9 protein-coding genes are annotated in these 11,565 nt (G+C 73.5%); 4 read left to right on the top strand and 5 right to left on the bottom strand.

Annotated features, from left to right (window positions below; genetic code table 11):
- Positions 1-138 precede the first annotated feature (138 nt).
- Genes IF28_RS0134930 through IF28_RS0134910 form a run of 5 tightly spaced genes read right to left on the bottom strand, consistent with a single transcriptional unit; the run spans position 139 to position 5,692 of the window.
- Positions 139-1,449 carry a DUF58 domain-containing protein gene (locus IF28_RS0134930; RefSeq protein WP_030229255.1) on the bottom strand — a complete coding sequence of 437 codons (1,311 nt, stop codon included), beginning with the start codon at positions 1,447-1,449 and terminating at the stop codon, positions 139-141.
- Entirely contained in the window at positions 1,449-2,438 is a 990-nt protein-coding gene (locus tag IF28_RS0134925) for an AAA family ATPase (protein WP_106982210.1), read from the bottom strand. The genes IF28_RS0134930 and IF28_RS0134925 overlap by 1 nt, the downstream gene beginning before the upstream one ends.
- Positions 2,438-3,634 carry a DUF4350 domain-containing protein gene (locus IF28_RS0134920; RefSeq protein ID WP_030229253.1) on the bottom strand — a complete coding sequence of 399 codons (1,197 nt, stop codon included), beginning with the start codon at positions 3,632-3,634 and terminating at the stop codon, positions 2,438-2,440. The genes IF28_RS0134925 and IF28_RS0134920 overlap by 1 nt, the downstream gene beginning before the upstream one ends.
- The gene (locus tag IF28_RS0134915) at positions 3,631-4,380 is read right to left on the bottom strand and encodes a DUF4129 domain-containing protein (RefSeq protein WP_030229250.1); all 750 of its coding nucleotides are present in this window, start codon (positions 4,378-4,380) and stop codon (positions 3,631-3,633) included. The genes IF28_RS0134920 and IF28_RS0134915 overlap by 4 nt, the downstream gene beginning before the upstream one ends.
- 4 nt (positions 4,381-4,384) lie before the next feature.
- Positions 4,385-5,692: a DUF7544 domain-containing protein gene (locus IF28_RS0134910; RefSeq protein WP_030229247.1), complete on the bottom strand. Its 1,308-nt coding sequence runs from the start codon at positions 5,690-5,692 to the stop codon at positions 4,385-4,387.
- 140 nt (positions 5,693-5,832) lie between these two features.
- Between IF28_RS0134910 and mtnA the strand changes: the two genes are divergently transcribed.
- Genes mtnA through IF28_RS0134890 form a run of 4 tightly spaced genes read left to right on the top strand, consistent with a single transcriptional unit; the run spans position 5,833 to position 11,562 of the window.
- Complete coding sequence (gene mtnA, locus IF28_RS0134905) at positions 5,833-6,981, top strand: S-methyl-5-thioribose-1-phosphate isomerase (RefSeq protein WP_030229245.1); 1,149 nt, start codon at positions 5,833-5,835, stop codon at positions 6,979-6,981.
- Between the two features lie 4 nt (positions 6,982-6,985).
- Entirely contained in the window at positions 6,986-7,675 is a 690-nt protein-coding gene (gene mtrA / locus IF28_RS0134900; RefSeq protein WP_199809088.1) for a two-component system response regulator MtrA, read from the top strand.
- Between the two features lies 1 nt (position 7,676).
- Positions 7,677-9,764 carry an MtrAB system histidine kinase MtrB gene (gene mtrB / locus IF28_RS0134895; protein ID WP_030229242.1) on the top strand — a complete coding sequence of 696 codons (2,088 nt, stop codon included), beginning with the start codon at positions 7,677-7,679 and terminating at the stop codon, positions 9,762-9,764.
- Positions 9,751-11,562, top strand: coding sequence for an LpqB family beta-propeller domain-containing protein (locus IF28_RS0134890; RefSeq protein ID WP_030229239.1), 1,812 nt, complete (start codon positions 9,751-9,753; stop codon positions 11,560-11,562). The genes mtrB and IF28_RS0134890 overlap by 14 nt, the downstream gene beginning before the upstream one ends.
- Positions 11,563-11,565: the final 3 nt, after the last annotated feature.

The following is an 11,565-nucleotide window of genomic DNA, read 5'->3' as shown; positions in this document are numbered from 1 at the left end:
TACTGCAGGGGGGACCCTGTGGGAGAGTAGGACGCCGCCGAACAATCATTGTAGAAAGCCCCCGTGCCATTCGGCACGGGGGCTTTCTGCGTTTCAGGAGTCGGTGCGGCCCCAAAGGAGCCGACCCCCTCCCTTGAATTACAGACGTCCCGCCGATTTCAGAGACAGATAGGCGTCCGCGAGGGCCGGAGCCAGTTCCTCGGGGGTCGCGTCCACAACCGTGACGCCACGACGGCGAAGCTGTTCCGCCGTGCGCTTGCGTTCCGCATGAGCCTGGGCTGCCGCCGCTGCCTCGTACACCGCGTCCGTGTTTCCGCGTGCCTTGGCCATCGCGGCGATGTGCGGGTCCGCCACCGAGGCGAGGAGAACCGTGTGGCGCTGGGTCAGCTGGGCCAGAACAGGCAGCAGACCCTCCTCGATGGGAGCCGCGTCGAGCGTCGTGAGCAGCACGATCAGGGACCGTCGGGGCGCCGTGCGAAGTGCCGTCGCCGTCAGACCCCGGGCGTCCGTCTCGACGAGCTCGGGTTCCAGCGTGGCCATCGCGTTGACGAGGGCCGGAAGGACGTCGCCGGCCGCGCGGCCCTGGACGAGGGCGCGCAGACGGCGGTCGTAGGCCAGGAGGTCCACGCGGTCGCCGGCGCGTGAGGCGAGAGCGCCGAGGAGCAGGGCGGCGTCCATGGACGCGTCCAGGCGGGGCACGTCGCCGACACGGCCCGCGGAGGTGCGGCCGGTGTCGAGCACGAGCAGGATGTGCCGGTCGCGTTCGGGACGCCAGGTGCGTACCGCCACCGCGGAGTGGCGGGCGGTCGCGCGCCAGTCGATGGAACGGGTGTCGTCGCCGGGGACGTACTCGCGCAGGCTGTCGAACTCCGTTCCCTCGCCCCGGGTCAGCACGCTGGTGCGGCCGTCCAGTTCGCGCAGGCGGGCCAGTTTGGACGGCAGGTGCTTGCGGCTGGTGAAGGGCGGCAGGACACGGACCGTCCAGGGCACCCGATGCGCGCCCTGGCGGGCGAAGAGGCCGAGGGGGCCGTAGGAGCGGATGGTGACGCGGTCGGCGTGGCGGTCGCCGCGGCGGGTGGGGCGCAGACGGGTCATGACGCGCCGGCGTTCGCCCGCTGGGATCGTCAGGCGGTGGCGGGAGGCCGTCACCTCCGTGCCGGGCTGCCAGCTGCTGGGCGGCCAGGCGTCGCGGATGCGGGCGCGCAGCGGGCGGCCGGACGTGTTGGTGATCGTCAGGGTGACGTCGGCGGTGTCGCCGAGGCGTACCGAGGTGTCGCCGGAACGGGACAGGCCGAGGCGGCGTACGGGGGCGGCCAGGGCGAAGTCGCAGGCGCAGGCCACCGCCAGGGGCGCGTTGACGGCGAGGAGGCCCGTCCAGCCGGGTTCCCAGATGCCGACGGGGAGCGAGCCGAGGGCCGCGAGCAGCGCGGCGCGTCCGGTGAGGGCCATCAGCGGGGGACGGGGACGTGGGCGAGGATCGCGTTGATGACCGAGTCGGCCGTGACGCCCTCCATCTCGGCCTCCGGGCGGAGCTGGACGCGGTGACGGAGCGTGGGGAGGGCGAGGGCCTTCACGTCGTCGGGGATGACGTAGTCGCGGCCCGTCAGCCAGGCCCACGCGCGTGCGGTCGCCAGGAGGGCGGTGGCGCCGCGCGGGGAGACGCCGAGGGTGAGGGAGGGCGACTCGCGGGTGGCGCGGCAGATGTCCACGACGTAGGCGGTGATCTCGGGGGAGATCGTGGTCTCGGCGACCGCGCGGCGGGCGGCTTCCAGATCGGCGGCGTTCGCGACGGGGCGCACGCCGGCGGCGCGCAGGTCGCGAGGGTCGAAGCCTCCGGCATGGCGGGTGAGGACGTCGATCTCGTCCTGGCGGGAGGGCAGGGGGATGGTCAGCTTCAGGAGGAAGCGGTCCAGCTGGGCCTCGGGGAGGGGGTAGGTGCCCTCGTACTCGACCGGGTTCTGGGTCGCGGCGACCAGGAAGGGGTCGGGGAGGAGGCGCGGGGTGCCGTCGACGGTGACCTGGCGTTCCTCCATGGCCTCCAGCAGGGACGACTGGGTCTTCGGGGGCGTGCGGTTGATCTCGTCCGCGAGGAGGAGGTTGGTGAAGACCGGGCCGGGCTGGAAGGAGAACTCGGCGGTGCGGGCGTCGTAGACGAGCGAGCCGGTGATGTCGCTCGGCATCAGGTCGGGGGTGAACTGGACGCGTTTGGTGTCGAGTTCGAGGGTGGCCGCGAGGGCGCGGACGAGGAGGGTCTTGGCGACGCCGGGGACGCCCTCGAGGAGGACGTGGCCGCGGCAGAGCAGGGCGACGACGAGGCCGGTCACCGCGGGGTCCTGGCCGACCACGGCCTTGGCGATCTCGGCGCGCAGGGCTTCCAGGGAGGCCCGGGCGGCGGCCGGGTCCCCGGTGTGCGCGGCGTTGTCAGTGGTCGGGTCCATCATGGACGGCGTACCTCTCTTTCGAGGGCGTCGAGGTGGTCGGCGAGCCGGACGAGTGCTGCGTCGTCGCTCGGGGGCGGGCCGAAGAGGAGGGTGTGCAGGGGCTGTCCGTCGCCCCGGAGGTGGGCGGACAGAGCGGGGAGCAGGGTCTCGGGCGCGTGCGCCTGGGAGACGGGGACGCCGACGAGGGGAGCCAGGCGCGTGCGGGTGGTGGAGCGAAGAGCGGTGGCCGCGCGGTCGCGGGCGTCGGCCTTGCGGTAGAGGCGGGCGCGGCCTTCGACGGTTTCGGAGGCGCGGATCGCCACGGGGAGTTTTTCCGGCACCAGGGGGCCGAGCCGGCGTGCCCGCCACAGAGCGGCCAGGGCTGCCGCGACGAAGAGTTGCAGGGTGCCCCAGAGCCAGCCGGAGGGGAGCAGGTCGAAGAAGTCGCGCTCGCCCTGTCCGGAGGTGGCGGAGGCGTCGGCGAGCGAGGGGAGGTACCAGACCAGATGGGGGCGGGAGCCGAGGAGTTGGAGGGCGAGCGAGGCGTTGCCGTGCTCGTCGAGGCGGTCGTTGAGGAGGATGTCGGGGGCGCCGAGGAGGACGGTGTCGCCGTCGCCGGAGGGGGCCGGTATGCGCAGCAGGGTGGCGAGGCGTTCGCTGGGGTAGCACTCGTCGGCGTCGAGGTGGGTGGTGGTGTAGCGGATGCCGCCCGTGTCGGCGGTGCCCGCGCGGCGGGCGGCGGGCAGGGCGCAGTCGGGGGAGAGCGTGGAGTCGAAGCTGGTGGCCGGGTCGGCGGTGACGCCGGGGGCGAGGCGTTCGACGGAGGCGCTGCCGGCCGAGACGAGGACGGTGCGGCCGCCGGATGCGGTGGTCGCGGAGTGCAGCCGGGACTGCTGAGGCCGGGTCAGGAGATCGGGGACGGCGATCAGGAGGGTCGTGTCGGGGCCGGCCGCGGCGGTGGCCTCGTCGAGGGTGGTGACCACGCGTGTGCCGACGCCGCGGTCGGCGAGGAGTTCGGCGACGGCGCGGCTGCCGTAGGGGTCGGCGGAGCGCGGGTCGAGTTCGCCGTGCCGGGCGTCGGAGCGGACCACGGCGATGGCGACGGCGGCCGCCAGCAGCAGCACCAGCGCGAGGGCGATGCCGCGCGTGCGGGTCCACACCTGGCGGGCGGTGGGCGAGGCCGAGGTGGAGGGGAGCGTGACCTCGGTCGTCATCCGGCGGCCCCCCGGCGGGCGTCGTCGGCCGTGCTGCCGCCGGCGGTCGCGAGTTGTGGCCTGGTGCGTTCCAGGTCGCCGTCGAGTTCGGTGAGCAGGCGGTACGACCGCTCGGTGGCGGTGCGGCCGCCGTACGTCACGTCGTCGAAGGCTCGAGCGGCGTCGTGCAGCCGGGTGGTGTGGGCGGGCAGGGCGCGGCCGGCCTCCGCGGCGGCCTCGTCGGCGGTGCGGCCGGGGCGGGTGTCGAGCAGGGCGCGTTCCTCCAGGGCGCGGACGACGGCCCGCATGCGTTCCTGGACGGCCTGGTTCCAGTGGCCCTGGGCGGCGTGGGCCTCGGCGGCCGAGCGGTGTTCGGCGGCGCTGCGGGGGCGGTCGTCGAAGAGTGCGGGGGCTGTGGCCGGCTGTCGGCGTGGAGTGCCCAGGCGCCACCAGAGGGCGCCCAGGACGGCGATCACGGCGGCGATGACGACGACCAGGCCGAGTGTGCCGCCGGGTGCGGCGCTCGCGGCGGTGCTGAACAGCTCGTCGACCCACTCCCAGAAGGCGTCGAGGGCCTGCTGGAACCAGCTGGGGTCGTTCTCGTGGTACATGCGCTTGGACAGTTCGCGCCGGGCCGCGTCCCGCGCGGGGTCGCGCGGGACGGTGACGGGCGGCTCGCCGTCGCCCCGCAGCAGCAGGCGTACGGCGGAGTCGGCGGCCGTGGGCAGCGCCTGTACGGATGTGAGCGGTTCCCCCGTGGCGGTCACCGCATCAGCTCCCCGGGGTGGCGCCGGGGCCCTGGACGCCTGCGGCGCGGGCCAGTTCGAGGTCGAGGGCCTCGCGGCGGATGCGCTGGTCGACGTAGAGGAGGACGGTGACGCCGGCCGTGATCGGGAACGTGATCATGGAGCCGATGACCGAGCCGATGCCGCTGATGATGAGGAACGTCCAGCCGATGTCGCCGCCGGCGCTGTCGAGGAAGCCGGAGACGCCGCCGCCGCCGACGGCAGCGGCGAGGAAGGTGAACGGGATGACGATGATCGACGCGACGACGTTCGCGATGATCGTCGCGAGCAGCTGGATGCCGAAGACCCGCCACCAGGAGCCGCGCACCAGCCTGGCGGAGCGGCTCATCGCCTTCATGATGCCCTGCTTCTCCAGCATCAGGGTGGGGGAGGCCAGCGACAGCCGGATCATGAGCCACAGGGTGAGGACACCGGCGCAGATCAGGCCGAGGACGGTGAGGGCGATGCCCGCCTCGCCGCCGGCGGCGAGGGTCACGAGGAAGCCGGGCAGGGCGCCGACGGTCATGATGCCGGCGGTGATGAGCAGCAGCAGGCAGATCAGGCCGAACAGCTTGAGGGTCTGGGGGCGGGCGTCGTGCCAGGCCTCGCGGGTGGTGACCGACCGGCCGAGTACGGCGCGGCTGGTGACGGTCGTGAGCAGGGCGGTGGCGGCGACGGTGCCGACCAGGGTGATCAGGAAGACGACGCCGGAGTTGACCAGGGCGTTGCCCATGGCGTCGGCCAGTTCGCCGAGGGTGGCGCTGGGGTCGTCGAGGGCGTCGGTGGCCGCGTTGTCCAGGACGAGGCCCTGGAGGAGCACGACGACGACCTCGGTGAGGACGGCGACGGTCAGCGAGATGCCGAGGACCGTGCGCCAGTAGGTGCGCATGGTGGAGACGGCGCCGTCGAGGATCTCGCCCACACCGAGCGGGCGGAGCGGGATGACGCCGGGCTTGGCCGCGGGCGGGGGGCCGCCCCAGCCGCCACCCCAGTTTCCTCCCCAGCCGCCGGGACCTCCGGGGCCACCGCCGGGGCCGCCGCCGGGGCCGCCGGGGGGCGGGGCGCCCCAGCCCGGGCCGGGCGGCGGGGGCGGGGCGGACTGGCCGGGGCCGGTGGGCGCGGACCACTGGGCGGGCGGTGGCTGTTCCTTCGACCACTTCACGCCCGGGTCCTGCGGGGCCTGGCCCGGCTGTCGCGGCTGGTCGGCGGGCTCGGCAGGGCGGGGCGTGCTGCCCGGTTCCTGTCCGTCGGACGGGGCGGATCCGGGCGAGGCCCAGCCCGGAGTGTCGTTCATCGTCGCTCCTTCACGGTGCCCGTCCGCGGTCGCGGCGGCAGTTCGGCTGCCATCGTGCCATGGGGTGGTCATCGGGTGACCTGCCGAGGTGAGGGCCGCTTGCCTTCAATTGTCCGCGCGAGAGGGGGCAGACTGGCCGCATGGCTGATCAGTACGCGGACAGCGGCGACGACAAACGGCCGACCGAGATCCCGGCACTGCGCTGGGAAGAGCCACCCGAAGGCCCCGTCCTGGTGCTTCTCGACCAGACGAGGCTGCCCGCAGAGGAGGTCGAACTCGTCTGTACGGACGCGCCGGCGCTGGTGGAGGCGATCCGCTCGCTCGCCGTGCGCGGTGCCCCCCTGCTGGGCATCGCCGGGGCGTACGGCGTCGCGCTCGCCGCCGTACGGGGCTACGACGTGGACGACGCGGCGGCGGCGCTGGAGAGTGCCCGGCCCACCGCGGTGAACCTGGCCGTCGGTGTGCGGCGGGCGCACGCGGCGTATCAGGCGGCACTGACGGGAGGCGGGGACGCCCGGCAGGCGGCCGGGGCCGCGCTGGCCGCGGCGCGGCGGCTGCACCGGGAGGACGCCGAGGCCAGCGCCCGGATGGCCGGGCACGGGCTGGCGCTCCTCGACGAACTGCTGCCCGGCGGCGGGCACCGGATCCTCACGCACTGCAACACCGGTTCGCTGGTGTCGGGAGGCGAGGGGACGGCCTTCGCGGTGGCGCTGGCGGCGCACCGCGCGGGGCGGCTCCGGCGGCTGTGGGTGGACGAAACGCGTCCGTTGCTGCAAGGTGCTCGCCTGACGGCATACGAGGCGGCACGCAGCGGCATGGCGTACACCCTGCTCACCGACAACGCGGCGGGATCGCTGTTCGCGGCGGGCGAGGTGGACGCGGTGCTCGTCGGCGCGGACCGCATCGCGGCCGACGGTTCGGTGGCGAACAAGGTGGGGAGCTATCCGCTCGCGGTGCTCGCGCGGTACCACCATGTGCCGTTCATCGTGGTGGCGCCGGTGACGACAGTGGACCCGGGGACGCCGGACGGGGCGTCCATCGAGGTCGAGCAGCGCCCCGGACATGAGGTGACCGAGGTCACGGCACCGCAGGTGCCGGTGGCCGGTATGGAGGCAGGAGGGGGGATTCCGGTGGCGCCCCTGGGGACCCAGGCGTACAACCCGGCGTTCGACGTGACGCCACCGGAGCTGGTGACGGCGATCGTCACCGAAGAGGGTGCCGTTTCGCCCGTGACAACCGAGGCTCTGGCCACGCTGTGTGCCAGGTCACGCCAGGTAACGATTAGCTAATGGGATGATGTCGTTTATGAAGGGACGAGTCCTTGTCGTCGACGACGACAGCGCACTGGCCGAGATGCTCGGCATCGTGCTGCGCGGTGAAGGTTTTGAGCCGTCTTTCGTAGCCGACGGCGACAAGGCGCTGGCCGCCTTTCGCGAGTCCAAGCCCGATCTGGTGCTCCTGGACCTGATGCTGCCCGGACGGGACGGCATCGAGGTGTGCCGCCTGATCAGGGCGGAGTCCGGGGTGCCGATCGTGATGCTCACGGCGAAGAGCGACACCGTCGATGTCGTGGTGGGCCTGGAGTCCGGGGCCGACGACTACATCGTGAAGCCGTTCAAGCCGAAGGAGCTGGTGGCCCGTATCCGGGCGCGGCTGCGCAGGTCGGAGGAGCCGGCGCCGGAGCAGCTCGCCATCGGCGATCTGGTGATCGACGTGGCCGGTCACTCCGTGAAGCGGGAGGGGCAGTCGATCGCGCTGACACCGCTGGAGTTCGACCTGCTGGTCGCGCTCGCCCGCAAGCCGTGGCAGGTGTTCACGCGTGAGGTGCTGCTGGAGCAGGTCTGGGGCTACCGCCACGCGGCGGACACCCGTCTGGTGAACGTGCATGTGCAGCGGCTGCGCTCCAAGGTCGAGAAGGACCCGGAGAAGCCCGAGATCGTGGTGACCGTCCGTGGTGTCGGATACAAGGCAGGACCGAGCTGACATGTCCGGGGACAGTGCCGCTTCGGCGCCCCGCCCGTCCGGGGGCCGGCCGGGGCGGCCTGTCGGCCGGAAGGCTCCCGGCTCCCGCTGGGGGCGCCTGCTCGACGGCGGGCTGCTGCAGGGCGGGGTCCAGGGCAGTCCGGTCATCCGGCTGTTCGTGCGGTGGGTGCGCCGGCCGCTGCTGCCCGTCATGCGGCTGTGGCGGCGCAACATCCAGCTCAAGGTCGTCGCCACCACGCTGCTGATGTCGCTGGGCGTGGTGCTGCTGCTGGGCTTCGTCGTCATCGGCCAGGTCCGCAACGGGCTGCTGGACGCCAAGGTGAAGGCGTCGCAGAGCCAGGCCACCGGCGGCTTCGCCGTGGCCAGGCAGCAGGCCGAGGAGGACGAGAGCGTCACGGGCGAGGACGGCACCGCGATCGACGGCCGGCCCTCGCAGAGCGTCATCCAGTGGATGAGCGACCTCGTGGAATCGCTCTCGAGCGGCGGCCAGGGCGCCTTCGACGTGGTGACCCTGCCCGCGGCCGACGAGAGCGGCAGCGGGCGCGGACCGCGCGCCTCCGGTGAGGTCAATCCGACGGCGAGTGTGCCGGCGGCGCTGCGGGAGCGGATCGACAGCGGCCCGACGGCGGCCCAGAGCTACACCCGCATCGTTTACGACACCAAGAAGGACTCCCAGCCCGGACTGGTCATCGGCAAGCAGGTCAACGACCCCAACGGCGACCCGTACCAGCTGTACTACCTCTTCCCGCTCACCCAGGAGGAGAAGTCACTCAGCCTGGTCAAGGGCACCCTGGCGACCGCCGGGCTGTTCGTCGTCGTCCTCCTCGGGGCGATCGCCTGGCTGGTGGTGCGCCAGGTCGTCACGCCGGTGCGGATGGCGGCCGGGATCGCCGAGCGGCTGTCCGCGGGGCGGCTGCAGGAACGGATGAAGGTCACCGGCGAGGACGACATCGCGCGGCTCGGCGAGGCGTTCAACAAGATGGCGCAGAACCTCCACCTGAAGATCAACCAGCTGGAGGACCTGTCGCGGATGCAGCGCCGGTTCGTGTCGGACGTGTCGCACGAGCTGCGGACACCGCTGACGACGGTGCGCATGGCCGCGGACGTCATCCACGAGGCACGCGAGGACTTCGACCCGATCACAGCGCGGTCGGCGGAACTGCTCGCCGACCAGATCGACCGGTTCGAGTCGCTGCTCGCGGACCTGCTGGAGATCAGCCGGTTCGACGCGGGCGCGGCGGCGCTGGAGGCCGAGCCGATAGACCTGCGCGAGGTCGTACGGCGCGTGGTCAGCGGCGCGGAGCCGCTCGCCGAACGCAAGGGCACGCGCGTGCGGATCGTCGGGGACCAGCAGCCCGTCGTCGCCGAGGCCGACGCGCGGCGTGTCGAGCGGGTGCTGCGGAACCTGGTCGTCAACGCGGTGGAACACGGCGAGGGCAGGGACGTCGTCGTCAAGCTCGCCGCGGCCGGCGGGGCGGTGGCGGTCGCCGTGCGCGACTACGGCGTCGGGCTCAAGCCCGGCGAGGCCACCCGGGTGTTCAGCCGCTTCTGGCGGGCCGACCCGGCACGCGCGCGCACCACGGGCGGTACGGGGCTGGGCCTGTCCATCGCCCTGGAGGACGCGCGGTTGCACGGCGGCTGGCTCCAGGCGTGGGGCGAGCCGGGCGGCGGCTCGCAGTTCCGGCTGACGCTGCCGAGGACCGCGGACGAGCCGCTGAGGGGCTCTCCGATACCGCTGGAGCCCAAGGACTCGCGGCGCAACAGCGGTCTCGACGACGCCGGGCCGGCGCACGGCGGCGGGGACGGCGAGAAACGCGCCACGGTCTCCGCGCGGGAGCCCGGCAACGACGCCTCCGCGCGGGACCCGCTCGCCCTGCGGCAGGCGGCCGGGCCCCCGACGGCCGATCCCACGGCGCTGCCCGGCAGCGGCGCACGCGTGGTGTCCCGGCCGTCGGGGAGCACCCGGATGCCGTCGGGGTCGCAGGGCGGCGCGGATCCGGCGGGACGGCAGGACGCCGGCGGCGAGGGCGGCCGGAGTGAGGGGCGGGACGTGGACAGGGACGGGGAGGCTTCGCGTGGGCGGCGGTGAGCGCGGCCGGGGGGCGTCGGCGAGGGCGGTGGCGTACGCGACCAGCGGGGTCGTCCTGCTGGCCGGGTGTGCCTCGATGCCCGACAGCGGGGATCTGCGGGGCGTCGAGTCGACACCCCGGCAGGACGCGCAGGTGCGCGTGTTCGCCATGCCGCCCAGCGACGACGCCACCCCCACCCAGATCGTGCAGGGTTTCCTGGAGGCGCTGACCAGCGACGACCCGGACTACAGGACCGCGCGCCAGTATCTGACCCGCGAGGCGGCGAAGGCATGGCGGCCGGAGCTGTCGACCACCGTGCTGTCGAACGGGCCGGACGCCCAGGTCGAAGCGCCGGAGCAGCAGAACACCGGCTCGCTGTCCTACACGCTGACCGGGACCCAGGTCGCCACGGTGGACGCGCAGCAGGCGTACGCGCCCGCCTCCGGGTCGTACGACAAGCCGGTGCACCTCACCAGGGACGCCAGGACCGAGCAGTGGCGCATCGACGTGGTCCCGCAGGGTGTCGTCATGGGCAAGTCGGACTTCCAGCGCAACTACATGTCCGTCAACAAGTACTACTTCGCCTCGGACAACGCGAGTACGCCGCCGATGACGGTCGCCGACCCCGTCTACGTGCGCAGCCACGTGGACCCCACGACCGAGATGGTGCGCTCGCTCATCAAGGGCCCCACGACGTGGCTGAAGCCTGCCGTCAGGACCGGTTTCCCCGTCGGGACGGCGCTGAGCAAGGAGGCCGCTCCGCTGACCCCGGACGACCGGGGCAAGCTGACCGTGCCGCTCAACGACAAGGCCGGCGAGGCCGGCACCGGGCGGTGCGAGGAGATGGCGGCCCAGCTGCTGTTCACCCTGCGCACCCTCAGCCCCGCGGTGGAGGAGGTGGAGGTGCGGGCCGGCGGCGGACCGCTCTGCTCGCTCGCCAGGAGCGGCGCGGAGACCGTCGCGACCCGGGGTGCCCTGCACCAGCCCGACTACCTGTACTTCGTCGACGAGGAGGGCCGTCTCGTACGGATCACCTCCGGCACCAGCGACACCGATCCCGCCCCGGCGCCCGGTGCGCTGGGCGAGGGCGAGAAGGCGCTGCGGTCGGTGGCGGTCGCCCGGGACGAGCGCACCGCGGCCGGGGTCTCCGTGGACGGCAGGTCCCTGTACGTCGCCCCGCTGGTGGCGGGGAGTCCGCTCGGCGAGCCGGTGCTGCAGAGCACGGGCAAGACCGAGGAGGACAGGCTGACCACGCCCAGCTGGGACGCGCGGGGCGGGCTGTGGGTCGCCGACGGCAACGCCGACGAGCCGCGGCTGTACCTGCTCGAGGAGGGTTCCGACGAGCCGGTCGAGGTGCACACGCCGGAGCTGGACGGCCGGGTGCGGGCCGTCCGGGTGGCCGCCGACGGGGTGCGGATCGCGCTCGTCGTGGAGAAGGGCGACCGGCGCTCGCTGCTGATCGGGCGGATCGACCGCGAGGACGGGACGGACGGCCGGCCCACGGTCACCGTGCTGGACCCGCGCTCGGCGACGCCCGAGCTGGAGCAGGTCACGGCCATGTCGTGGGCCGGGGACAGCCGGCTCGTGGTGGTCGGGCGTGAGGAAGGAGGGGTGGAGCAGATGAAGTACGTCGAGGTCGACGGCTCCACGCCGGACGTGCCGCCGCCCGCCGCCCTGACCGGCGTCAAGGCCGTCACCGCCTCCGAGGACGAACAGGCGCCGCTGATGGCGTACTCGGTGGACGGGATCGTACGGCTGCCCACGGGGGCCCAGTGGCAGAAGGTGACGGAGGGAACCGCGCCGGTCTATCCCGGCTGAGCC

This window comes from Streptomyces sp. NRRL WC-3626, assembly GCF_000718785.1.
GTDB lineage: Bacteria > Actinomycetota > Actinomycetes > Streptomycetales > Streptomycetaceae > Streptomyces > Streptomyces edwardsiae.
The sequence above is the reverse complement of the archived record's forward strand: the minus strand, read 5'-3'. Positions and strand labels throughout refer to the sequence as shown.

Coding starts and splice junctions, on each gene's coding strand:
- IF28_RS0134930 (WP_030229255.1), bottom strand. CDS start 1,449: ATGGCCCTCACCGGACGCGCCGCGCTGCTCGCGGCCCTCGGCTCGCTC.
- IF28_RS0134925 (WP_106982210.1), bottom strand. CDS start 2,438: ATGGACCCGACCACTGACAACGCCGCGCACACCGGGGACCCGGCCGCC.
- IF28_RS0134920 (WP_030229253.1), bottom strand. CDS start 3,634: ATGACGACCGAGGTCACGCTCCCCTCCACCTCGGCCTCGCCCACCGCC.
- IF28_RS0134910 (WP_030229247.1), bottom strand. CDS start 5,692: ATGAACGACACTCCGGGCTGGGCCTCGCCCGGATCCGCCCCGTCCGAC.
- mtnA (WP_030229245.1), top strand. CDS start 5,833: ATGGCTGATCAGTACGCGGACAGCGGCGACGACAAACGGCCGACCGAG.
- mtrA (WP_199809088.1), top strand. CDS start 6,986: ATGATGTCGTTTATGAAGGGACGAGTCCTTGTCGTCGACGACGACAGC.
- mtrB (WP_030229242.1), top strand. CDS start 7,677: ATGTCCGGGGACAGTGCCGCTTCGGCGCCCCGCCCGTCCGGGGGCCGG.